The 24,106-nt window shown below is 64.5% G+C and carries 21 protein-coding genes; 16 read left to right on the forward strand and 5 right to left on the reverse strand.

What is annotated here, in order from left to right; genetic code table 11:
- Positions 1-79: 79 nt before the first annotated feature.
- The 13 genes from AC1L6K_RS07105 to AC1L6K_RS07165 all read left to right on the forward strand — a co-directional run bounded on the left by AC1L6K_RS07105 (position 80) and on the right by AC1L6K_RS07165 (position 14,425).
- Positions 80-355 carry a helix-turn-helix transcriptional regulator gene (locus tag AC1L6K_RS07105; protein WP_480952005.1) on the forward strand — a complete coding sequence of 92 codons (276 nt, stop codon included), beginning with the start codon at positions 80-82 and terminating at the stop codon, positions 353-355.
- Positions 355-1,737 (forward strand): type II toxin-antitoxin system HipA family toxin, encoded by a 1,383-nt coding sequence (locus tag AC1L6K_RS07110; protein WP_480952006.1) that lies wholly within the window; start codon positions 355-357, stop codon positions 1,735-1,737. The genes AC1L6K_RS07105 and AC1L6K_RS07110 overlap by 1 nt, the downstream gene beginning before the upstream one ends.
- A 54-nt stretch (positions 1,738-1,791) precedes the next feature.
- Entirely contained in the window at positions 1,792-2,553 is a 762-nt protein-coding gene (locus AC1L6K_RS07115) for a hypothetical protein (protein WP_480952007.1), read from the forward strand.
- Positions 2,554-2,594: 41 nt separating this feature from the next.
- Positions 2,595-3,824, forward strand: coding sequence for a cysteine desulfurase family protein (locus AC1L6K_RS07120; protein WP_480952008.1), 1,230 nt, complete (start codon positions 2,595-2,597; stop codon positions 3,822-3,824).
- Between the two features lie 52 nt (positions 3,825-3,876).
- The gene (mnmA, locus tag AC1L6K_RS07125; protein ID WP_480952009.1) at positions 3,877-5,016 is read left to right on the forward strand and encodes a tRNA 2-thiouridine(34) synthase MnmA; all 1,140 of its coding nucleotides are present in this window, start codon (positions 3,877-3,879) and stop codon (positions 5,014-5,016) included.
- 237 nt (positions 5,017-5,253) lie between these two features.
- The gene (locus tag AC1L6K_RS07130; RefSeq protein ID WP_480952010.1) at positions 5,254-5,871 is read left to right on the forward strand and encodes a TIGR03086 family metal-binding protein; all 618 of its coding nucleotides are present in this window, start codon (positions 5,254-5,256) and stop codon (positions 5,869-5,871) included.
- A gap of 135 nt (positions 5,872-6,006) precedes the next feature.
- Positions 6,007-7,641, forward strand: a complete 1,635-nt coding sequence (locus AC1L6K_RS07135; protein WP_480952011.1) for an ABC transporter substrate-binding protein — start codon at positions 6,007-6,009, stop codon at positions 7,639-7,641.
- A 200-nt stretch (positions 7,642-7,841) separates the two neighbouring features.
- Positions 7,842-8,933 carry an ABC transporter permease gene (locus tag AC1L6K_RS07140; RefSeq protein ID WP_480952012.1) on the forward strand — a complete coding sequence of 364 codons (1,092 nt, stop codon included), beginning with the start codon at positions 7,842-7,844 and terminating at the stop codon, positions 8,931-8,933.
- Positions 8,934-8,936: 3 nt separating this feature from the next.
- The gene (locus tag AC1L6K_RS07145) at positions 8,937-9,893 is read left to right on the forward strand and encodes an ABC transporter permease (protein ID WP_480952013.1); all 957 of its coding nucleotides are present in this window, start codon (positions 8,937-8,939) and stop codon (positions 9,891-9,893) included.
- Positions 9,890-11,680, forward strand: coding sequence for a dipeptide ABC transporter ATP-binding protein (locus AC1L6K_RS07150; protein ID WP_480952014.1), 1,791 nt, complete (start codon positions 9,890-9,892; stop codon positions 11,678-11,680). Before AC1L6K_RS07145 ends, AC1L6K_RS07150 begins: the two co-directional genes overlap by 4 nt.
- A 129-nt stretch (positions 11,681-11,809) precedes the next feature.
- Positions 11,810-12,310, forward strand: coding sequence for a chorismate mutase (locus AC1L6K_RS07155; protein WP_480952015.1), 501 nt, complete (start codon positions 11,810-11,812; stop codon positions 12,308-12,310).
- On the forward strand, positions 12,307-13,437 hold the full coding sequence (locus AC1L6K_RS07160) for a uroporphyrinogen decarboxylase/cobalamine-independent methonine synthase family protein (protein WP_480952016.1): 1,131 nt from the start codon (positions 12,307-12,309) through the stop codon (positions 13,435-13,437). The genes AC1L6K_RS07155 and AC1L6K_RS07160 overlap by 4 nt, the downstream gene beginning before the upstream one ends.
- 67 nt (positions 13,438-13,504) lie before the next feature.
- A complete protein-coding gene (locus tag AC1L6K_RS07165; RefSeq protein ID WP_480952017.1) occupies positions 13,505-14,425 on the forward strand; it encodes an SGNH/GDSL hydrolase family protein in 921 nt (306 codons plus the stop codon).
- 333 nt (positions 14,426-14,758) lie between these two features.
- Here the strand turns inward: AC1L6K_RS07165 and AC1L6K_RS07170 are convergent, their stop codons facing one another.
- The 5 genes from AC1L6K_RS07170 to AC1L6K_RS07190 form a co-directional block, all read right to left on the reverse strand.
- Entirely contained in the window at positions 14,759-16,051 is a 1,293-nt protein-coding gene (locus tag AC1L6K_RS07170) for a DUF58 domain-containing protein (RefSeq protein WP_480952018.1), read from the reverse strand.
- Positions 16,052-16,069: 18 nt separating this feature from the next.
- A complete protein-coding gene (locus AC1L6K_RS07175; protein ID WP_480952019.1) occupies positions 16,070-17,077 on the reverse strand; it encodes an AAA family ATPase in 1,008 nt (335 codons plus the stop codon).
- A gap of 179 nt (positions 17,078-17,256) precedes the next feature.
- Complete coding sequence (locus AC1L6K_RS07180) at positions 17,257-18,573, reverse strand: DUF4350 domain-containing protein (RefSeq protein WP_480952020.1); 1,317 nt, start codon at positions 18,571-18,573, stop codon at positions 17,257-17,259.
- On the reverse strand, positions 18,570-19,244 hold the full coding sequence (locus tag AC1L6K_RS07185; RefSeq protein WP_480952021.1) for a DUF4129 domain-containing protein: 675 nt from the start codon (positions 19,242-19,244) through the stop codon (positions 18,570-18,572). The genes AC1L6K_RS07180 and AC1L6K_RS07185 overlap by 4 nt, the downstream gene beginning before the upstream one ends.
- Positions 19,245-19,256: 12 nt before the next feature.
- A complete protein-coding gene (locus tag AC1L6K_RS07190; protein WP_480952022.1) occupies positions 19,257-20,405 on the reverse strand; it encodes a DUF7847 domain-containing protein in 1,149 nt (382 codons plus the stop codon).
- A 42-nt stretch (positions 20,406-20,447) separates the two neighbouring features.
- On the opposite strand from AC1L6K_RS07190, the gene AC1L6K_RS07195 reads away from it, so the two are divergent.
- The 3 genes from AC1L6K_RS07195 to mtrB all read left to right on the forward strand — a co-directional run bounded on the left by AC1L6K_RS07195 (position 20,448) and on the right by mtrB (position 24,045).
- Entirely contained in the window at positions 20,448-20,756 is a 309-nt protein-coding gene (locus tag AC1L6K_RS07195; protein WP_480952023.1) for a hypothetical protein, read from the forward strand.
- A gap of 534 nt (positions 20,757-21,290) precedes the next feature.
- A complete protein-coding gene (gene mtrA / locus AC1L6K_RS07200) occupies positions 21,291-21,965 on the forward strand; it encodes an MtrAB system response regulator MtrA (protein ID WP_480952024.1) in 675 nt (224 codons plus the stop codon).
- A 34-nt stretch (positions 21,966-21,999) separates the two neighbouring features.
- The gene (gene mtrB / locus AC1L6K_RS07205; RefSeq protein WP_480952025.1) at positions 22,000-24,045 is read left to right on the forward strand and encodes an MtrAB system histidine kinase MtrB; all 2,046 of its coding nucleotides are present in this window, start codon (positions 22,000-22,002) and stop codon (positions 24,043-24,045) included.
- Positions 24,046-24,106 lie beyond the last annotated feature (61 nt).

A 24,106-nucleotide genomic window follows, 5' to 3' on the forward strand; every position in this document is an offset into this window, starting at 1 on the left:
GTTGGGAACCCTCTAAAGTAGCTGGACTATTGCACTACCTTTGATAAAGTGCGAAAATAGCTACATTAGAGGAGGTGGCATGCTGGAAGCCAGACGGCTCGGAGCCAACCTGAAAGCCCGTCGAATCATTCTGGGACTGTCTCAGGAGCTTGTTGCCGAAAGGGCCAACATCTCCAGGGCCACATTGATGCGTCTTGAATCGGGGGACGGAGGGAAGGTGGAGAATCTGTTGATCGTTGCGGCCGTGCTGGGAGTCGCTGAAGATCTCATCGATGCCGTCGACCCCCTGAACAGTGATCTGGGCCGGGCCCGTGCACATCTCTTGAACCGCCAGCGCGCCCCGAGGAGGGCCTGATGGCCCCCAGGAACACGCGAACTGTTGAGGTTTTGGTCAACGAGACCTTGGCAGGGCACCTGGGGATCGAGGCAGACGTATTTTCCTCAATGGAGCATGTGTCGTTTTCATACGCAGACACCTGGCTCTCTGACGCCCAGGCCTTTGAACTCTCTCCCGAGTTGCCGCTGGTGCGCGGACCTCAACACCCCACCCTGGGCAGGCAGCTGTTCGGGTCATTTCAGGATGCCGCACCCGACGCTTGGGGACGGAAGCTGCTCTTTGAGGAGGTCCGTCAACAGGCAAGGTCCAAAGGTGTGCGGATACCGGACGCGGGTGAGGCAGGCTACTTGCTGCTGGTCAATGACGAGACACGGCAGGGAGCATTGCGATTCCGGGAACACGGTGAAATCTTGTCGTCGTGGGGGAAGCGAGCTGGTGTGCGGGATCTCCGGGCTCTCGCCGAAGAAGCGCGCGTCTTTGCTGAGACCGGATATGTCGATGAAGAGAACTCCATGCTCATCGGTGCAGGCTCGTCTCCCGGAGGCGCCCAGCCGAAGGCGTGGGTGCGTGACAATGACGGCTCGATGCTGTTGGCCAAGTTCCCAAAAACCTCCGACAGCGGCAATCCCCAAGCCTGGGAGATGGTGGCCATCATGCTGCAGCAAAGGGCAGGAATCCGGGTTCAGGAGTCCAGGCTCTTGCCGCTGACCGAATACTCACACATTTTCCTGACGCGCCGGTTCGACCGCAACGGCACTGCACGCATCCCTTATATGAGTGTTCGGTCAGCGCTGCAGCTGGATAGCTACGTGCATCCTGATTATGTGAAGATCACTGCCGAAATCGCACGCATCTCAGGCGCACCAGTCCAGGATGCCAATGAAATGTTCAGCCGCGCCGCCTTCATCGCCATGGTCAACAACATCGACGACCACATGCGCAACCATGGACTGCTGCGCAGCGCCAGTGGATGGAGGCTGTCGCCGTCGTTCGATGTGAACCCCGTGCCATCCGGTGCGTCGGACACCCCACTTGTTCCCGGCGGGAGCCTGTACGACAGGGACGTTCGCGACCTGCTCGAGTACGCCGACGTGTTCAGGCTGACAAGGGACCAGGCCATCAGGCGGCTGCAGCTCGTTGCCGAGGCAGTTTCCCACTGGCGGGACGACGCGCTCAGCCTCGGACTCGAACCCGAACTGCTGGCGCACATGGGCCGTGCCTTTGAGGGAGGGAACGCGCAACGGGTGAAGTCACTGCCGCCGGCACCTCTCATGATTGACCTGGCCGGCACTGCGGCGGCAATGGCCCCAGTGCCAGCCCCGGCCGGGGAAATCTGGATCCCTGAACATTTGCGCGGCGGCAAGACCGTGCGCGGACACTATCGGGCCCACCGCGAATAGCGCCCCGCCCGTATTGCACTGCCGGGTCGAAATTCGATGCGGTAGGTTTCGGACATGGACGATGCAAGCGGTGCCGAAGGCCAGTGGATTGCAGGCGCGCTGGAACGCTACCTGAACAAGGAGCGCTGGGACCAGTGGATAGGCACGGTGGCCGCCACCGTCCCAGACTCCTACGAGGCCCATGTCCGCATCTTCCACAGAATGGATCGTGGCAACGAGCCGGAACGGCGCTGGGCAGACGTCGCCAAGTCCAAGGGAACCCGCATGCACCCGGAAGCCCAGTTCCACCGGCTGGCGAATACCGGGCTCTACCAGGACGCGCACATGGATGGCACCAATGGCGTCGAGTATTGGCGGCCTTCCACGGGCAAACTCGACGAAGGGCAGCTGGTTGCGCTCGCCGGACTTCTTGACGCCCACACGGCCGAACCGCAGGAGATCTTCCAAGCCGTCTGGGTTGGGTGGGGCGGCTTTGATCCCGGCACCGGCAGCATTCCAACAGGTCCCGGAGAGCCCCTAAGCGTGGCCGGGGGCCTGCGCGAATACCGGGTTTTTCGCGGCACCATCGCAGAGCTCGCCCGCCCGCCGTGGTTCGACGACGGACTCGGCCACAACACCCAAAGCCCCAACCTGGCCTGGCCCGCGGACCGCAGCTGGTGCCTGGCCACCGAGATCGACTTTGACTCCACCCTGGTGGGCGGAAGCGCGGAACTGATTGCCGCCGTCGTGCATTCACGGGATCTGGAGGCGCTTGAGGTGACCCCGGCCACCAACCTCAGCTCCGAAGGTGACAAGCTCAACGGCCCGGCGCGCTGATCAGATCCGCCCCGGGCCGATCCGTGCCGTAGAATTGGGTGGTGCCCGTGTATCTAGATCACGCGGCGACCACGCCAATTTCGGCCCCGGCCCTCGCCGCACTCACCTCCGTTATCGCCCGTAGCGGCAATCCGTCCTCCCTCCACGGATCGGGCCGCCGCGCCCGCGCCACTGTCGAGCAGGCCCGCGAAACCCTTGCCAGGGCCGCCAGCGCCCACCCCACCGAGGTCATTTTCACCTCCGGCGGCACCGAGGCCGACAACCTCGCCGTCAAGGGCCTCTACTGGGCCCGCAACGGCGCAGAGCCCGGGCGCACCCGCATTCTCGTTTCAAGCGTTGAGCACGCTGCGGTGCAGGACACCGTAGAATGGCTCGAGAAGCACGAGGGCGCCCAAGCTGTCTGGCTGCCCGTCGATGCTGCCGGTGTCCTGGACCTGGCCGCCCTTGAAAAGGAACTGGCCGACGGCGGAGCCTCCTCCGTGGCGCTGCTCAGCTGCATGTGGGCCAACAACGAGGTCGGCACGGTTCAGCCGATCGCCGAGCTTGTGGCGCTCGCAGACAAATACGGCATCCCTGTCCACTCCGACGCCGTCCAGGCCTTCGGCTCCGTTTCCGTGAATTTCCGGGACTCCGGCCTGGCCGCCATGTCCATCAGCGCCCACAAGATCGGCGGGACCGTGGGCGTCGGCGCGCTGCTGCTGGGCCGCGCCGTCACGCTGACCCCCGTGCTGCACGGTGGGGGACAGGAACGATCGGTGCGCTCCGGCACGCTCGACACCGCCGGCATCGCAGCCTTCGCCGCGGCCGCCGCGGACGTTACCGAAAACCTTGCCGGGGAAAGCGCCCGGATCGCCGCGCTCCGGGACGAAATCATCTCCGCCGTCCGACAGGCGGTCCCGGAGGCCGTGCTGCGCGGTGTCGACCCGGCGGAAAATCCGTCCGGCCGCCTGCCCGGCAACGCGCACTTCACGTTCCCCGGCTGCGAGGGCGACTCCCTGCTGTTCCTGCTGGACATGGCGGGAATCGAATCCTCCACCGGCTCCGCCTGCACCGCCGGGGTGCCCCGGCCCTCACATGTGTTGCTGGCCATGGGGCTGGACGAGGACACCGCACGTGGTGCACAACGCTTCAGCCTCGGGCATACATCCGGCCAGGATGACGTTGACACCTTTGTGGCCGCGCTGCCGCAGGCACACGCACGCGCAAAACAGGCCGGCATGGCGGGGCACCAGTCGTCCATCCAAACCGCAAGCACCCGGGCCGCCGGGTGAGCGTGGTGAAACCGGGCACACAAAACTTAAGCAATGAATTGAAAGGCAAGTAATGCGAGTATTGGCCGCCATGAGCGGCGGAGTTGACTCCGCCGTAGCCGCAGCACGGGCAGTGGATGCCGGGCACGACGTCGTCGGCGTCCACCTGGCACTCTCCCGCATGCCCGGAACCCTGCGCACCGGCAGCCGCGGCTGTTGCACCGTGGAGGACTCCAACGACGCGTGGCGTGCCTGCGACCTGCTGGGCATCCCGTACTACGTCTGGGACTTCTCCGAACGGTTCAAGGAGGACGTGGTCCAGGACTTCATCGACGAATACGCCGCCGGCCGCACACCCAACCCGTGCATGCGCTGCAACGAGCGGATCAAGTTCGCCGCGCTGCTGGAGAAGGCCATCGCGCTGGGCTTCGATGCCGTCTGCACAGGCCACTACGCCAAGGTCATCACCGACGCCAACGGCAACCCCGAACTGCACCGCGCCGCCGACTGGGCCAAGGACCAGAGCTACGTGCTCGGCGTACTGACCCACGAGCAGCTCAAGCACTCCATGTTCCCCCTCGCCGACACCCCGTCCAAGGCCGAGGTTCGCGCCGAGGCCGAGGCCCGCGGCCTGTCCGTGGCCAAGAAACCCGACAGCCACGACATCTGCTTCATCCCCGACGGTGACACCGCCGGCTGGCTGGCCGAGAAGATCGAGATGACTGACGGTGACATCATTGACGAAACCGGCGCAACGGTTGGCGGCCACACCGGCTCCAACCAGTTCACCGTCGGCCAGCGCCGCGGACTGAAGCTCGGCACCCCCGCCGCCGACGGCAAGCCCCGCTTTGTCCTGGAAATCCGGCCCAAGGAAAACAAGGTCATCGTCGGCCCGCACGCGCTGCTGGCCATCGACTCCATCCAAGGCATCAAGGTTTCCTGGGCCGGGCTGCCCATTGCAGAGATCGCCACCGGCGAAGAGTTTGACTGCTACGCCCAGGTTCGCGCCCACGGGGACCCCGTCCCGGCCCGCGCCTTCGTCACGGAAGAGACTGACGACGACGGCACCCGCCAACAGCTCAATGTCACCCTGGTCGAGCCGTTGCGCGGCGTGGCACCGGGGCAGACAGTGGTTTTGTATCAGGGCAGCCGCGTGCTGGGGCAGGCGACCATCGACACGGCGCGCTCCCTGGCCCGCCCCGACCTCCCGTAGCCCCTGGCCCCACAGCCCCCAGCCCCCAGCCCCACAAACGCTCCATCAGCCATGGTCGGAAATGGGGCAACGCTCCTGCACCCGGTTCAGTGCGGGAGCGTTGGCTAAAATGCCGCCATGGCTGCAGGAGGGTTTGGGGCGGGCCCGGCCACAGGGTTTGGAGCGGGCCCGGCCACCCCTTGCGCTGCTGGCGTAAACTTTCCAATAAGGTGACTTGACTCACGGAAGGTTTACACAATGCCCCCGCATGCAATTCCCAACCCACTGCAATTTCTGGACGGCGCACTGAACCAGTGCGCGGAAGTCATTGGCTCCATCTCCTCCAATCAGGCGGAATGGCCCACCCCATGCACGGACTGGAATGTCCAGGAACTCCTGCACCACCTGGTGGTGCAGGACCTGCACAAATACACCATCATGGCCCGCGGGAACAATGTTGACCCGCTCGCGTCGGTTGCGACAGTCGGCGCCGACTGGTCGACGCGGTTCAGTGACGGTGCCGCACTTCTGATGCGGGCATGGTCAACCGCGGACCTCAGTGCCCAGGTCGCCCTGCCCGGCGGCGGCGAAGCCCCCCTGCGCAGCCGCATCGGCCTGCAAATCACCGAATTCACCGTCCACGGCTGGGACCTGGCGAAAGCCACAGGCGTCCCTGTCATCCTTGACCCGGCCCTCGCCGACCAGTCCCTGGCGTGGGCCCAGCGGATGCTGAAGCCGGAGTATCGGGGCATTGAGAGGGGCATCGGGCCCGAAGTCCGGGTGCCCATAGCCTCGGATTCCTATACGAAACTGGCCGGCTGGTTCGGCCGCAGCCCGTATTTCGTTGCCGGGCCCCGGGCGGAGTCCCTTAGGTAACCTTCTGGTTGCAACTTTGGCTTTGGTGCAGTGTGGTGCGGCAAAGTCTGGTAAATGTTGACTATCAATCAAGTGGGTCAGGTCACACAATGTCGTGTGGCCTGTTCCATGTCAGCCACAAGAGAAAGTTTGCTGATGGCAAAAAGTAGGATTGCCTTAAAGTCGGTTATAGCCCTTGCGGGAGTTTCCGTCCTGACCATGACGGCCTGCACCGGCCCCGCGGGCGGCGGCAGCACCGAAGAAGGCGGGGCCGCGGGCGGCCCGGTTGTTGTTGGCACGACCGACAAGGTCACGTTCCTGGACCCGGCAGGGTCCTATGACAACGGTTCGTTTGTCGTGATGAACCAAATCTATCCGTTTGTGTTGAACTCCGAGCCCGGAAGTGCCGAGCCGAAGCCGGACGTGGCCGAATCGGCGTCGTTCACCACCCCGACCGAATACACGGTGAAGCTCAAATCCGGGATGAAATGGGCCAACGGCACCGAGCTGGACTCCAAGGATGTGAAGTTCTCCTTCGACCGCCAGCTGAAGATCAACGATGCCAAGGGCCCTGCCTCGCTGCTGGGCAACCTGGAAAGCGTTACGGCCCCCGACGCCACCACTGTGGTGTTCAAGCTCAAGGTCGGCAACGACCAGACGTTCCCGCAGGTGCTGACAAGCCCCGCCGGCCCGATCGTCGATGACAGCGTCTTTAGTCCGGACGCCGTCACCACCGATGAAGACATCATTGCCGGGAAGTCCTTCGCCGGACAGTTCACCATCGAAACGTACAAGAAGAACGAGCTCATCGCCTTCAAGAAGTACGCCGGCTACAAGGGCCTGCTGGGCCCGGCCAAGTCGGACTCGGTGACCATGAAGTACTTCGCCGACTCCAACAACATGAAGCTGGAGGTCCAGAAGGGCAGCATTGATGTTGCCTGGCGCGTCCTCACTGCCACCGACATCGACAGCCTGAAGTCGGACAAGAACGTCAAGGTCGACATTGGGCCCGGTGGCGAAATCCGCTACATCGTGTTCAACATCGATACGATGCCGTTCGGTGTCAAGACGGCGACGCCGGACGCCGCCAAGTCGCTGGCTGTCCGCCAGGCCATGGCCGACTCGATTGACCGCCAGGCCATCGCCGACGAGGTTTACAAGGGCACATTCCTCCCGCTGTACTCACCCGTGCCTGCCGGCTTCACCGGCGCCATTGAGCCGCTCAAGGCCATGTATGGCGACGGCAACGGGGCACCTGACGTTGACAAGGCCAAAAAGGCGCTGTCCGACGCAGGGGTGGAAACGCCCGTGACGCTCGACCTGCAGTACAACCCCGACCACTACGGCAAGTCCTCGGGCGATGAATATGCCGCCATCAAGGCCCAGCTGGAAAAGACAGAGCTGTTCAAGGTGAACCTGCAGTCAACCGAGTGGGTCTCTTATTCCGACCAGCGCGTCAAGGACGCCTACCCGATGTACCAGCTGGGTTGGTTCCCCGACTACTCGGATGCGGACAACTACCTGACACCGTTCTTCAGCAAGAACAACTTCCTGAGCAACCATTACGACAACCCTGAAGTTCAGAAGATGATCACCGAACAGGTCACCACCAACGACCAGGCCAAGCGCACCAAGCTGATCGAGGATATCCAGACGGCGGAGGCCAAGGACCTGTCCACGCTGCCGCTGCTGCAGGGTGCCCAGGTTGCTGTGTCCAACGTCAAGGTCAACGGCACCAAGGACACCTTGGACGCATCGTTCAAGTTCCGTTTGGGCGTTTTGTCCAAGTAATGCCTGTCCGGCAACCACTGAAGTGACGAGCAACTGGCAAAAGGCGGGGCTTTCTGCAAAGGATGTCCCGCCTTTTGCACGGGTTGTTCGTGTTTTTGCACGGCCCGATCGGGCGCGATGCAGAACCGCACGAACGCCCAGGGCACAGGCCCGCGAATCCCTGACCCCAAACAAACTTGAAGCAAAAGAAATAGGCGCACATGACCGCAATGATTGACCTGCCGGTGGAAGAACCCGCCGCGCAGGTGCCCAAGAGCAAGGGGAAGTCGGGTGGCAGCCTGGGTAAATACCTGGCCATCCGATTTGTCTTGATTTTCCCCACCATTTTCATCCTCGTCACCATGGTGTTCTTCCTGATGCGCCTGACCGGCGATCCCATCTCGGCGGCCCTTGGCGACAGGCTGCCTCCCGAGCAGCTGGCCATCCGCGTCCACGAGGCCGGCTACGACAGGCCCCTGTTCATCCAGTACTTCGAGTACCTGGGGCAAATTGCCACAGGAAACTTCGGCCGCACCATCTCGGACAACCTGCTGATCTCCGACATGCTGGCAACCTACGGCGCAGCCACCCTTGAACTGGCCTTCAACTCCTTGATTGTGGCCCTTGCCATCGGCATTCCCTTTGGCATGCTGGCCGCCTACCACCGCGACAAGTGGCAGGACGCCATCTCACGCGTGCTGGCCATCGCCTTCTACGCAACCCCGGTCTTCTTCGCCGGTCTCCTGTTGAAGCTGGTGTTTGCCGTCTGGCTGGACTGGCTGCCTGTGGCCGGCCGCGGCACCACAACCACCGAAATTTCCATGGCCCAGTTGGAGGCGCCGACTGGCATTTACTGGCTCGACGCGCTCCGCAGCGGCAACATGACGGCGTTTTGGGACGTCACCCAGCACGCAATACTGCCCGCCATTGCGCTGGGCCTGCTCACGGCAGGGATCTTCCTGCGACTGGTGCGCACCAACGTGATCGGCACCTTGAGCAAGGACTATGTCGAGGCCGGCCGCTCCCGCGGCGTCAGCGAATTCCGGCTGCTCACCAAGCACGCCTACAAGCCGGCGCTGATCCCCATCATCACCGTGATGGGGCTGCAGATCGCACTCCTGCTTGGCGGTGCGGTCCTGACCGAAACCACCTTTGAGTGGAAGGGGCTCGGCTTCCAGCTGGCCCACTACCTCACAGCGCGCGACTTCGTCGCTGTCCAGGGAATTGTGGCCCTGCTGGCAGTGATCGTGGCTGTCACGAACTTCATTGTCGACGTCATCGCCGCGCTGATCGACCCGAGGGTGAGGTACTAGGCCATGGAGACCAAAAAATCGCTCTTGAGCCGCCTGCCCATCATTGCGCAACTGAAAAAAAGTGTGGGACTCCAGCGGGGCATGCTCATTGCTGGCATCGTCATGACGCTCATCTTCCTGCTGACCGCGGCACTGGCGCCGTTGCTTGCCCCGTACAGCGCCAGCGAACGCTTCAACGAAACCCAGGCGCCGCCGTCGTCCGTGCATCTTTGGGGCACGACGGCGGGAGGTTACGATGTCCTTTCCCGCACCATCTGGGGGGCCCAGACGGCATTCCTGGTGATTGTGGTGGCGGTTGCGCTGTCAATCTTCCTTGGCGTGATCCTGGGTTTGCTGTCCGGATACATTGGCGGCTGGCTTGACCGGATCCTCGTGGTTGTCGCCGACGCCATTTACGCCTTTCCCACGCTGCTGCTGGCCATGGTCATGTCCATTGCCATCAGCCAGGGCCGCTCCGACATGTGGTCGGGCATCTTCTCCGCAGCCATTTCCATCACCGTGGTGTTCATCCCGCAGTACTTCCGGGTCATCCGCGCCGAAACGATCCGCCTGAAGGCCGAACCGTTTGTGGAGTCGGCCATTGTGGTGGGGGCCTCCAGCGTGCGCATCATGGCCCGGCACATTTACAAAAACGCCACCCGGACACTGCCGCTGATCTTCACCCTCAATGCCTCGGAGGCCATCCTGACCCTGGCCGGACTGGGCTTTTTGGGCTTCGGCATTGAGCCGTCGGCCGCGGCGGAATGGGGCTACGACCTGAACCACGCACAGTCGGATGCCACCTCCGGCATCTGGTGGACGGGAGTGTTCCCGGGTGCCGCCATCGTGCTGACCGTGCTGGGGCTGACCCTGCTGGGTGAGTCCATGAACGACCTCAACGACCCGCGCCTGCGCGGGCGCAAGCGGGCAGCGAAGAAGTCCCGCGGCAACAAAAAACAAGAGGAGTTGGTGGAGGCATGAGCCGCTCCACAGATAAAGCCGCAGCCGGCAGTTCGCCCGGCAAGTCAGCCGGCAGTTCGCCCGGCAAGTCGGCCGGGAGTTCCGGCCGGCGCGGTCCGGCGCCCGCCGGCGAAGCCGCACCGCGCCAGGTGCTGGACATTGCGGACTTGAAGGTCACTTTTGCCACCGACCAGGGCGATGTGAAAGCCGTCAAGGACGTCTCGTTCAGCGTCGCCCCGGGGGAGATCGTGGCGATTGTGGGCGAGTCGGGCTCCGGCAAGACCGTCACGGCCAAGGCCATCCTGGGCCTGCTCCCCGAGACCGCCCAGAGCAGCGGGGCCGTGGTCATCAGCGGCAACGACATCATCACCGTCAGCGCCCACCAGCTGCGCCAGATCCGTGGACGCGATGTGGCCATGGTGTTTCAGGAACCCTCCACGGCACTGAACCCCGTGTACACGGTGGGGTGGCAGATCGCCGAAGGCCTGCGCGCACACCGGCCGGAGGGCAAACGGGTCGGCAGGAAGGAAGCGCGCAAGCTGGCCATCGAAGCACTGGGCAAGGTCGGCATCCCCGAACCCGACAAACGTGTCGATTACTACCCGCACCAGTTCTCCGGCGGGCAGAAGCAGCGGGTTGTCATTGCCGCGGCACTTGCGCTGAACCCCGGCCTGATAGTGGCGGATGAACCCACCACCGCCCTCGACGTGACTGTCCAGGCCGAAATTCTTGAACTGCTGCGGGACCTGCGCGATCGGTACGGCACCTCGATTGTGCTGATCACCCACAACATGGGCGTCGTCGCTGACCTGGCCGACCGCGTGGTTGTCATGTTCCAGGGCGACGTCGTGGAAGAAGCCTCCGCGGAGGAGTTGTTTGCGGCGCCGAAGGAGGCCTACACGCAGAAGCTGCTGGCCGCCGTGCCGCACCTGGGCCGCAACTCCGCCTCGGCGGGCTTCACCGAGCGGGCGTTCCAGGACAAGGAGGTGCTCGTCCGTGCCACCGATCTGGAGATTGAATACCCGGGACGGCTGGGCAGTCCGGCCTTCAGGGCGGTGGACAAGGTCTCGTTCACCATCAGTGCCGGGGAAGTCTTTGGCCTGGTGGGGGAGTCCGGTTCGGGCAAGACCACCATCGGCCGGGCCATCGCCGGGCTGAACCGCACCACCGGCGGCTCGCTGAACGTGCTCGGCTACGAGATGCTCAACTACAAGGAGCGCACCTTCCGGCCCCTCCGGAAGGACATTGGCTTTGTGTTCCAGGATCCCGCGGCATCGTTCAACCCACACCTGACAATTGGCGAGTGTGTGGCCGAGCCGCTGATCATCCACACCGAGCTGTCGGGGCCGGCCGTCACCAAAAAGGTCCAGGAGCTGCTCGACTCGGTGCAGCTGCCCGGCGCCTACGCCAAACGGTATCCGCACGAGCTCTCCGGCGGCCAGCGCCAACGGGCCTCGCTTGCCCGCGGGCTGGCGCTCAAGCCCAGACTGCTCATCGCCGACGAACCCACCTCGGCACTGGACGTTTCGGTGCAGGCCAAGGTGCTTGAACTGTTTCGGGAGATCCAAACGGAGCTGGGCTTCGCTGCATTGTTCATCAGCCACGATCTGGCCGTGGTCGACATCCTGGCCGAGTGGGTCGGGGTGCTTTACAAGGGCAAGCTGGTGGAACAGGGGATCGGCAACCAGATCATGGGCAACCCGCAGGACGCCTACACCAAGCGCCTGATCGCCTCGCTGCCGGTGCCCAACCCGGCCGAGCAGGCGCAGCGCCGGGCAGCCCACCAGGCATTGCTGGCGGCAACGTAGCGTTCCGCGCGACATTTTCTGCGCGGCAGCAACGGTGCCGGCAGGAACGCCGGCACTTGCGGACTATTTGGGCGGTGCCCGGCGTGGACAGGAGTTTTGTCCGCCCGGTGCACCGCCTAAACTGTCCCTATGACCGAACCGAGCCACACGCAGCACCTGTCCGTGGAAGATTTTGATCCGGCCGCCAGTTCCCTGACAGGCGCCGTGGACCCTGCCGTCATGGCCGAGCTGCTGTCCATCCGCTCCAGCATTGACAACTTTGACGCAACCCTGGTGTATTTGCTGGCCGAGCGGTTCAAGGCGACCCAGCGCGTGGGCATCCTCAAGGCCAGGCACCAGCTGCCCCCGGCCGACCCCAACCGCGAGAAGGCTCAGATCCAACGGCTGCGCGCCCTGGCCGAGTCCGCGAACCTCGACCCCGCCTTTGCCGAAAAGTTCCTGAACTTCATCATCAGCGAGGTCATTCACCACCACCAGGCCATTTCTGAGAGCCACTCGGCCGTCGCAGCAACCGGCGTCGTTCCCGTGGTGAGTCTTGACGGCCAGGGCTTTGTGGCCGATCCCGCCGCCACGTCCGCCGCAGATGCCGCCACGGCAACCACGGACGACGGCGGCACGCAGCTTCCGTGAGCCCCGCACCGAGCCAGTCCCCGGGTCCCGCGCACGACAACGCTTTGCCCGGGGCCACCGTCTTCCCCGAGGTTGCCACGGCCACCTCGCTGGGCCAGTGGCCGGGCACCGACCCGGTCGAGGCCGCCAAGGTCTCATTGGGCCTGTTCACCGCCCCGCACCTGCCGTCACTTGTTGACCTGCCGGCCCGGGGTGTCGGCTCCGACGCCGTCGGCCGCACGGCGGCACTGCTGGTGGAGCTTCCCGTTGACGTGCAGCCGTATGGCTGGCGCTTTGTTGACAGGCCCGGCCACGACCACCGCCGGGCAGTGTCGGCGCTGTCCACCGACGTCAACGTGCTGGCCGACGTTGCCGGTGCAGGCGGGACAATGCCGCCGGAACTCAAAGTGCACGTGACAGGTCCGGTGTCACTGGCCGCCGCCATCCACCTGCACTACGGTGAGCGGGCCCTGCGCGATTACGGCGCCAGACGGGACATCGCCCAGTCGCTGGCCGCGGGGCTGGCGCTGCACGCGCAGAAGGTGCGAGCCGCGGTACCGGGCACAGCGCTGACCCTGCAGATTGACGAACCGGAAGTGGCGCCCGCCCTGGCCGGGGCCATCCCCACTGCCTCGGGCTACAGGACGCTGCGCGCAATCCCTGTGTCCGAGCTGCGCCAGCTCTGGAGTTCCCTGGTTGGCGAAGCCCGCAAGGCAGGCTTCGCCAAAGTTGCCATCAACCTGGCACCAGGGCAGGTCGTGCCGGGCGGGGCCACCAAGACCGAAACCGGCTCCTGGCGCACTGCACTCGAAGCGGCGCTGGAATGCGGCACCGACGCCGTGGCCGTTCCCCTGTCGGTCCTCGACACCGGGCACTGGGAGCAGCTGGCCGGCGCCATCGAATCAGGCATGGGGGTGTGGGCTGGGACCGTCCCTGCCGCGGCAGGCCAGGCCCCGCCGTCGTACGCTGTCCTGGTGGAACGGATCATGCGGCCCTGGCGCGGGCTGGGGCTGGCGGAATCGTCGTTGAACCAGCTGCGCATCACCCCGGAAACCGGGCTGGCGGCCCTGACGCCGCAGGAAGCCAGGTCCGTGTTGAACCGGGCGCTGGAAGTCGCTGAGGAATTGAGCGGAATTCGTTACCAATAGGACCCTAAAAGTTAATTTCCATTGACTAGGATTGCCTTTCTACAGCACTGTTTGGAAGGTTCGGTTCATGGTTAACGGCAGCTTGGCACGCGCCTCGGCAGTCCTTGTGACGCTCGTTCTGGCCGTCGCCCTGGTTGGACCCAGCTCGGTCCTCCAGGGCGTGTCCGGCTGGGAAGTGGCGGCCGCGAACGCTGGCGGGGCGGAGGCGGGGCCGCCGCCGCAGGGAACACAGGCACCCACCCCCGGCCCGGTGCAGCCCGGGCACAATCCCGTCCCCGACGGCGGCCGGGCCACCGCACCCGAGCCCAAGGACGAGGCGGTGACGGTGTGGGACCTGCCTGCCGGTGCGCGCGTCGTGAATCCGGTCTCGGGCCGCACCGAAGTCATTGATCCCGCCGTTGCCCGGTCGGCGGTGCTTTTCGGGGATTCCCAGTCGGCCGGCGCCAAGGGTGTCAGCGCTGCCGACACGTGGGTGGTCAGCGGGCTCGCGGCCCGCGGCTACCAGGTCTGCTTCGTGGGGGCCCCGGGGATTGGTTTTGCAGCCAGGACGTCGTTGTCTGCCAATTATGTTGATTCCCTGGAGAGCGGAGCGGTGGTGCTTCCCTATGGGAATCCGGCCCTCGTGGTGGTTCAGGGTGGCGGCAACGATGCTGCGCAAGGGGTTTCCGATGCCGAGATTTTGGCACAGGCGGCCCGCCTGCTGGACGACTTGAAAGCCAGCTATCCGACGTCCAAATACTTGTTCGTCGGCACCTTGGCCAGAGGCACTCCGGGAGAGCGGCGTACACAGGTTGATGCCCTGCTGGCAGGCTTTGCCAAACGCAACGGTGCGATGTTTGTCAGTGCCGCTGACTGGCTGACCCGTTACGGGGTGACCAACCAGATGGCCGACAACGTGCACCTGACAGCAGGCGGGCACCAGGTGCTGGCCAAGGTCCTTGCCGGCAAGCTCGCGGCGCTGCAGCTCGAGGCCCCCAGCACGAAGTAAGCGTCGTCCCACGTCCCGAGGCCCTGCGCAGCGGGGCCCGCCACCGAAATATGTGCTTGGCCGCTGTTGGGAGGGCCGAGGGACGACAGATTTCAACGCGCGACAGTTCGACTGTTGAGAGCGGGGGTCTTCGTGGTCATAGGCGGCCGGTAAGGACAAATCGACGAGCCCGGGGGGCTGTTGTGGTGATTCGCCCGTGGCCGGCCGGCAGCGAATGACCGCAGCTGCCCCCGGGTTGAAAAGGGTGGCCGGCAGGGACGGAAGCTCGACTTTCATCCGCTGACCCTGCGGCAACGGTGCGCACCGCTGCACCGGCAACGCGGGAGACAGGTCCTACAGGCGCCCGGCGGCCTTGAGCCTGATGTACATGTCCGCCAGCTGCGGCGGGAGTTCCTGGGGAGGGGCGTCAACAACTTCCACACCGGACTGCTTCAGGACGGCAGTGATCGCGGCGCGACGGTTCAGCGCATGTTCGGCGGCAGCGGCACGATAGGTCGAGGTGGTTGTGGAACGGTCCAGCCGGGCCTCATCCACCGCAGGATCGCGGACGGCGGCAACCACAACAACGTGCTTTTGTGCGAGTGTTGACGCCAGCGGGATGAGCCCCTCCTCCGCAGCGCCCGCATCCAGCGAGGTCACCAGCACGACAAGGGCCCGGTGCGCCGTCACGTCGCGGACCTGCCCGGCAATGGCCGAGGCGTTCAACTCAATCAGCTCAGGCTCAAGCGGCGCAAGACCCTGCACCATGGCATTGAGCATGTTGCCCTTGCCCGTGGAGGAAACCTTGGCCCGCACCCGGCGGTCGTACGCGACCAGGCTGACCCTGTCCCCGCCGCGCTCGGCCAAAACGGCCAGCAGCAGGGATGCTTCGATGCCCGTGTCCAGAGCAGTCTCGTCGTCAATCCTGGCCGCCGAGGTGCGGGAAGTGTCCAAAACAATGACGACACGGCGGTCCCGCTCGGGCCGCCACGTGCGGACCACCACGTCCTGTCGCCTGGCCGTTGCCCGCCAGTCGATGGAGCGCACATCATCCCCGCGGACATAATCTCTTAGTGAATCGAACTCCGTGCCGGCGCCGCGGATCTGCACTGCCGCCCTGCCGTCCAGTTCGCGCAGCTTGCGCAACTTCGAGGGCAGATGACGCTTGGAATGAAACGGCGGCAGGACCCGCAGCAGGCCGGGAGCGGGAATGCTCCGTTGCCGTGCGGCCATGCCCAACGGGCCAAAGGACCGGATGGTGACATGGTGGGTGAGCAGGTCCCCACGCCGGGACGGCTGCAGGGCCACGCTCAGTGCGGCCCGTTCGCCCGGCCGAACCGTGACCCTCTGCAGGGCGTTGGTGGCCCCCGCCGACGGCTGCCAGCCGTCCTTGACCTGGGCTCGCAAGGTCCTGGCAGATTCGTTGGCGAGCCGCAAAACCGCAGTGCTTTGCTCGCCCAAACGCACACCGGAAGGCAGCGTGCGACGCACGGCAACCTGGCGTGGCGAAGCGGCGAGAATGACGTCAAGCAGCAGGATGAGTGCCAGCACCGCCAGTGCCAGCAGCCAGGTGATTGCTCCCGGCAGGGCAATGATGGGCACCAGGGCGGCCAGTGCCAAGTAGAAGAACCTGCCAGAAATGGCCATCAGATTCTCGTGCCGCCGTCAGCGCGGCACTGGCACGGTGGCCAGAATTGAGAGCAGGATGTCGTCCACGGCGACGCCGTCCATCTCGGCTTCGGGACGCAGTGCGACCCTGTGCCGCAGGGTGGGAAGCGCCAATGCCTTGATGTCATCGGGGGTGACGAAGCCCCGCCCGGAAAGCCAGGCGTAGGCGCGGGCCGACTTGAGGATCGCCGTTGCACCACGCGGGGAGACACCCAGCTGGAAGGACGGGGCCGTGCGGGTGGCCCTGACCAGGTCAACCACATAAGCCAGAATTTCCCCGGCAACACCGACCTGCGCCACCTCGTTGCGGGCCTGGGCCAGCTCGGCCGCCCCTGCAACTGCACGCACGCCGGCGCCAGGCAGGTCCTGCGGGTTAAAGCCCATGCTGTGCCTGCGGATCACTTCAATTTCATCGTCGCGCCCGGGCAACTCCATGGTGAGCTTGAGCAGGAAGCGGTCCAACTGGGCCTCGGGCAGCGGATAGGTGCCCTCATATTCAACCGGGTTCTGGGTGGCAGCCACCATGAACGGCGACGGCAGCTTGCGCGAAACGCCGTCGACCGAGACCTGGTGCTCCTCCATGGCTTCCAGGAGCGAGGCCTGGGTTTTGGGCGGTGTCCGGTTGATCTCGTCGGCGAGCAGAATGTTGGTGAACACGGGCCCCTCACGGAAGGTGAAGTCCGAGGTGCTGGCATCGTAAATCAATGACCCGGTCACATCGCCGGGCATTAGGTCAGGGGTGAACTGGACCCGTTTGGTGTCAAGGCTCAACGCCGCGGACAAGGCCCGGACCAGCAATGTCTTGGCCACGCCCGGGACACCCTCCAGCAACACGTGCCCGTCGGCCAGCAGCGCAATCAGCAGCCCCGTCACGGTGGCATCCTGGCCGACGACGGCCTTGGCCACTTCTCTGCGGACAGCCAGCAGGGACTGCGCCGACGGGCTCAGGGCGGGCGGACGCTGCGGCGCCTGCCGCTGGGGAGCTTGTGACGGTGGTGATTGCACGTATTGATCCTGCACGTATTGATCCTGCGGTTGGGTGTGGGCCTGGGCCGGCGGTGTCTGCGCAGGGCCCTGCGGCTCGTGCCCGGGCGGCATGTTTTGTGCGCCCGGATCATGCTGTTGCGGCCACCCTTGGGCAGGCGGCATGGGGGCGGGAGGCGCTGATTCCGGGTGGGGCAGGCTCATTGCTTGGCCACTTCTTCCTCTAGGGCCGTCAGCTCAACGGCCATGGACAACATGTCTTTTTCGGTTTCTGGTGCTGCACCCAGCAGCAGGGCACGCACTTCGTGGTGCTTGCGCCCGCTAATGGCGGTCACGGCTTCCACCACCGCGGCAGGATCGGCTGAAATTCCCAGCCGCAACTTCCGCGCCAAGCGGGTCAGGGTGGCGTGCTGCAGGCTGCGTGCGGCAGTGTCGACGGCCCTGGCATCCTGGTACAGGCGTGCCCGGCCGGAAAGTGTTTCCGACGCTTTCACGATGACAGGCAGCGGCTCTGTCACGAGCGGACCGTTCCGGCGCCCGCGCCAGAACATGCCCAGCAGGGCAACAATCAGCAGCCAGGCCGACGCGGGGAAGACCCATTCCGGCGTGAAATCGGACAGCGGCGGCTGCTGCGCGGCCACCGGAATATCCTTCACCGACACCGTGTACCAAAGCAGGTTTGGGGTGCTGCCCAACAGGCCGAAGGTCAGGGCGGCATTGCCGCGGTTGGCCAGGTTTTCATTGCTGACGACGCCGGGATTGCCCACCACCGCAATGTCGCCTGAGCTGTTGCCGGCCAGATAGCCTCCGGCCGTTGCCTTTCCGGACGGGGAGAAACAAGTTTCCGCACCTTTGTACAGGCGCAGGGGAACAGTGGCGGCCGGGGCGCCAAGGGCGGGGACGCCGCCGTCGATGGTCTCGGCAGCCAGCGCTGCGGGAATGTTGCAGCGGGCGCCGGCTGAGGCTGTGCCGGCGGTTGTGCCCGTGCTGGCGAGCTCTGCACTGAATTTCTTGACCGTCAGCGGGCCGGGGGTCATGGCAACGAGTTTCCCGCCCGAGTCCTGCACAGCTGCCGATAGCGCCGCAGCATTGTCCGGGGTGAGGAGGTTGTTGGGATCGTAAAAGAGCACTGTGGAGTTGCCGGGTCCATTGGCAGTCAGGGCACGTGTGGTGTCGGCGAGGGAATCCGTCGCCGTGACGATCACGCCCTCGTTGCGCAGCACCGAAGCTGCCGCTTGGGCTCCTGCCGGGGCCGGGTTGGTAATTGACAGTGTGCCCGAGGATCGTTCCCCTCCGCTGCCCAGAATGATGCCAAGCAGGGAAATGAGAACGAATATGGCGGCGCAGACAAGCCAGAACTTATGCTTCCGCCACCACCGCCCGGCCCGCTGGGGCGGGCTGAGGTTCTCCGCACGAAAGACTGTTGTGTCGTTGCCGGACTGCCCGGTGCCCGCGGGCACGGTGTGCCCGGATTCGGCGGGGGTTCCCGCCAGTGGCGCTTGTTCGGTGGCCGTCACGGCTGCGCCTCCTGGAACTGTCCGGCGTAGACAGGCGTTGTTTCGGACATGGCCAGGTCCGTCGCTGCCAGGTCTTCGTACATGCCCGCTGTGGGCGGTAAATGCCCGTAGCGCACGGCATTGAACAGTTCTGCGCCATGGTGCAGGGCAGCGCTGTGGGAGGGGAACGCCAGTTCCAGCTCCGCCGCGATTTCCAGGGCCGTGCGGCCGGGCGCCGGAACACTGACATCGCGTTCTTCCGCGCCGCGGACAATAGCCCGAAACTGCTCGCTGACCGCGGTGTGGAAGTCCCCGGCCTGGGCCGCAGTGCGGGCCAGCTTGCGGTGCTGGTCGGCAGTCAGCAGCTGTACGCCTGCAAACACATCCTGGCCGGAAGCCTTCCGGCGGTTGAGCCGCGGCCTGACAATGAAAATGATGGCAATGACGGCCACCAGTGCAAGGCCGGCAACAATGGCCAGGCCTGCGTGGCCGTTGGCAACACCGACGTTGTTCAGGAGTTCCTCCAAGGCACGTCTGATCAGCGCCGCGAGCTGCTCCGCCCACCCGGGCTTGGCATCCTGGTACACCTTTTGGGCAAGCTCTTCCTGCGCCCACCGCCGGGCCTCGTCGGCCCCGGGGGCAACAGGAACTTCGGTCAGGCGCAGGACTGGACCAATCAATGGCAAAGGCATGTGGGCGGCTGTCTACTGTCCGTAATGTCCGGGCTGCTGCGGGCCCGGGTTGTAGGGCTCCTGGTCGTGGGCGTTCGTTGCCTGGCCGCCGGGCACCAGTTCCCCGGGAACGGGGGAACCCGGGATCCCGCCGTCGTCCTTGCCTAGTTCGGATTCCTTCAGCAAGGCAATGTCAAAGCCGTCGCGGCGCATTCGCAGGTCCACGTAGATCAACGCCATGACGCCGGTTTGGAAGGCCAGGGTCACCGCGCCAACGATCGCACCAACAACGCTGGCGATCGCCTGGGCGACAAGCATTGCGGTGACGGATTGGTCGGCCGTGGGCTCACCGCCCATCATCACGGGTACCAGGAAACTGACCAGCAGGCTCACCGGGGTGGTGATGACGCTGCCAATGACGGCGGCAATGATGGCCGCCAGGATCGAGGTGCCAAAGGTCCGCCACCAATTTCTCCGGGTCAGCTGCCAGGACCGTTTGATGCCGGCGATGGCGCCCACATTCTCAACGACAATGGCTGCCGGGGCCAGCAGAACCTTCGTGCCAAGCCACACTGCGGCCGCCACGAAGGGCAGGCTCAACAGGAGCGAAAGGCCGATCACGCCAAGGACTGCCGTGGACGAATTCGATGCGTCCATGGCGAAAATCAAGCCGATGACGATCGCCGTGAACAACACAATCGCGAGCAGGGAGGCGGCGGCGTACAGCACGGCCAGGAGGATCAAGCTGCCCACGCGCGGTTTGGTCAGGCGCCACATCTGCCCAAACGTGGTTTTTCGGTTCAGCACGGCGCGCAGGACGGGCACCACCAAGGCGCCCTGGAGGACCATTTGGATGAGCACGGCAAAGAACGCCGTCAACAGCATGGACAGCGAAAATGTGACCATCCCGCCGCCGAAGGCTTCCATTGCCGCTGCGTCGTTGCTGTCAAGTCCGTCCACGCTGAAAAGGTCTGTCATGAACTGGCCAAAGATGAGGAACATGACAGCCAGGGTCACGGCAGTCGTGGCGAGCTGGAAAATCAGGGCTGAACCGAACATGGCCTTGCCATTGCGGCGTGCAGCCTGGAACGCGCCGTCCAGGATCTCGCCCAGGCCCAGGGGGCGCAAGGGGATGACGCCGGGTTTGGGCGGGGCGACGTAATTGTTGAATCCGGGCTGCATTCCGGGCTGGCCCGGGTACTGGGGCTGGCCAGGCTGGCTGTATTGGCCCCACTGGGGTTGCTGGGGCTGGCCCGGCTGGCTGTATTGGCCCCACTGGGGTTGCTGGGGCTGGCCCGGCTGGCTGTATTGGCCCCACTGCGGTTGCTGCGGTTGCTGGGGTTGGCCCGGCTGGCCGTATTGGCCCCACTGCGGTTGCTGCGGTTGCTGGGGCTGGCCCGGCTGGCTGTATTGGCCCCACTGCGGTTGTTGTGGCTGACCCGGTTGGGGTTGCTGCGGCTGGGCCTGCGATGGCAGTGGAGGTGGCGGCTGCGGTTGGCCTTGTTGGGATTGACCCCATTGCGGCTGCTGTGATTGTCCGGGTTGGCCCTCGGGCTCAATCGGTGGTTGTCCTGGTTCCTGCGTCATCGTGTTCCCCTTAAAGAATCCCCCGGCAAAACATTGGCGGCTCGAACAACTGCGGGTCGCGTGCGTCTGTCCATGCAGCCGCCGACCCGGGACCTGTTGCCCGGTTCCATCCACCATCAAACCCTATCCGGAAGATCCGAATATATTCTGTGAATGCCTGGACATTGCGGAAAGATTTGCCGTTTGTGGCCACAAACGGCCTGACACAGAGGGATGCCGGCACTTTCAACATTGGAACCCGCCCTTGCACGGTCCAAAAATGCCCGCTCCAGAAATCGTCAAGGCAACTCTTATGGCTGTCATGTGGATGTGGCGGAGGCTCCGACGCCGCGCGTGGGCTCCCCGTGGGCTCCCGGCGACTCCAGAAATCGACCATTTCCGGCGGGTAGCGACGGCAAAACTCGACAAATGGCACACCAGTTGTCGGTCGTGTGGAGCGTCGATGGGGACAATGTGGTGGTAATAGGCAAATATAGAGGTATGAAGGCACGCATTTTAGTTGTTGACGATGACGAGGCACTGTCCGAGATGATCGGCATAGTGCTCCGCAATGACGGTTTTGATCCCGTATTTTGCGCTGACGGAGCCAAGGCACTTGAGGTTTTCCTGGCCAGCAAGCCGGACCTGGTCCTGCTCGATTTGATGCTGCCCGGAATGGACGGCATTGAAGTTTGTCGGCTCATCCGTGCCGAATCCGACGTCCCGATCGTGATGCTGACGGCCAAATCCGACACCTCCGATGTTGTCCGCGGACTTGAGTCGGGTGCCGACGACTACGTCGCCAAGCCGTTCAAGCCCGCCGAGCTCGTTGCGCGTGTCCGGGCACGGCTGCGTCCCGGCGACGTCAAGCCTCCGGAAACGCTCGTCATCGGCGAGATCACCATCGACGTGGCAGGTCATTCAATCCGTCGCGCAGGTGAAAAGATTTCCCTCACGCCGCTCGAATTTGACCTTCTGGTTGCCCTGGCCCGCAAGCCCTGGCAGGTGTTCTCCCGCGAGCTCCTCCTGGAGCAGGTTTGGGGTTACCGCCACGCAGCAGACACCCGGCTCGTCAACGTCCATGTGCAGCGCCTGCGCTCCAAGATCGAGCGTGATCCGGAAGCCCCCGAGGTTGTCCTCACCGTCCGTGGTGTCGGCTACAAGGCCGGGAACTAAGCGCTGATTGCCATGCGGCTGCGGTGAATAAGCCATGAGCCAGGACCAGGCCAAGAACGACGCCGTCACGCACCGCGCCGATCAACGCCCACCCTCCATCGGGGCTGGGCAGGAGACGGCCGGCAGCGCGGCGCCCAAAACCATGCCCGCCGAACCTGCCGACAGCGAACACGTGCCCACAGATCCTGCCGACAGGAATAGCTCCGAAATCCCCGCCGAAGGGCACGATCGAACATCGGCCGTCACTGCGGTCCGGACCGTGCTGGTCAAAACCGGCCACGGGCTGCGCACCGCAGGTGCAACTATTTGGCGCCTGGCCGTGGGGTTTCGGCGGGCGTGGTCCACGCGATGGCGGACATCGCTGCAGTTCCGCACCGTTCTCACGACCCTGTTGATTGCCTCGGTGGCCGTGGTCGGAGTTGGCGGCTACCTGGCCGGGCAGATTTCCAATGGACTGTTCAAGGAACGGCTGATCCAAGCGCAGCAGGAATCGGCGCGGGGTGCCATCCAGATCCAGGAAAATTTTTCCAATGCGAGCCTGAGCGATCAGCCGGGCGTGTCGAAATATGTGAAAGACACCCTGAAACTGCTCGAAGTGGGTGGCGCGGACGACAATCGTAAATATCTCATGGTCAAGATCCCGGGCCAAAACAGCAAACTTGCCGTGAGTTCCGCGGATTCCGGCGGCTTGACGACCACCATCATCCCCGACGAGTTGCGCAAGTCGGTCCAAGGGGATCCCAAGGGCCAGTTTTGGCAGTCAATCGCGCTGCCGACGGGCAGCTCCGGCGTGCATGCGGCAGTGGTTGTGGGCAGCCAGGTCGAGCTGCTGAAGACCAACTACGAGCTGTACATGATCTATGACCTGAACAGCGCACAAATGACGCTGGACTACATCCAGTCAGTGCTGTGGCTTGCCGGCGGCATCCTCCTGGTGCTTATCGGCGTGATCATTTGGTACGTGACCCGGACGGTGGTGAACCCTGTCAGCCAGGCAGCGGCCGTCTCCGAGAAGCTTGCCGCCGGCGAATTGGAGGAACGGCTGGTGGTGAAGGGCGAGGACGAAATGGCCAGACTGGCGACGTCGTTCAACAAGATGGCCACGTCCCTGCAAGACCAGATCACCGCCCTGGGCACGCTTTCGGAGATGCAGCAGCGCTTTGTCTCGGATGTTTCCCACGAACTGCGCACCCCGTTGACAACCGTGCGCATGGCCGCGGAGGTCCTCTTCGACGCCCGCGAAGAATTTGACCCGATCTACAAGCGTTCCTCAGAACTACTTTTCCACCAGGTCGAGCGCTTTGAGCTGCTCCTTGCCGACCTGCTGGAAATATCCCGCTTCGACGCCGGCGTGGCCGATCTGGACGTCGAGTCGCTGGACATTTTCTCGGTGGTGCATTCCGTGATCGACGGCGCGGCCCCGGTTGCCGAGGCCAACTCAACTGAGCTTTCGGTCGTGACCCGCCTGCGCAGCCACAAGTGCATTGTTGAAATGGACTCCCGCCGCATCGACAGAATTTTGCGCAACCTGGTGCTTAACGCCGTCGAACACAGTGAAGGCAAGCCGGTGAAGATCTTTGTATCGGCGGATGACGCCGCCGTTGCGATTGCCGTGCGGGACTACGGCATCGGCATGTCTCCGTCCTCGCTTGAGCATGTCTTTTTCAGGTTCTGGCGTGCCGACGCCGCCCGTGCCCGCACCACAGGCGGCAGCGGACTGGGCCTTTCGATCGCCATGGAGGACGCCAAGCTGCATGACGGCTGGCTCGACGCGTGGGGCATCCCCGGCGAGGGCTCCTGCTTCCGGCTGACACTTCCCCGGCGCCGCGGTGAGGTCCTTGACCATTCCCCGGTCCCGCTGCCTCCCGACGGCGGACAGGCGGGCTATTCCACGTCATTGACCACCGGGCCGCTGCTGACAAACACCGGTGCGATGCGTGTGGTGGGGGCCTTGGGAAGCCTGGAGGGCTCCACAGGGCATGCGTCCGCCAGCAGCTCGGAGAAGCAGCACGCCGAGAAGAGCAGCACCGATAGGAAGAGCCCCGGGAGCAGCAACCCGGGGACGGAGGAACAGCGATGATCCCCACGACGAAAACCACTGCGCGGCCTCCCCGGCGGAATGCGCGCCGTTCCCGGGCCGG

This window comes from Specibacter sp. BI4 (genome assembly GCF_056680095.1).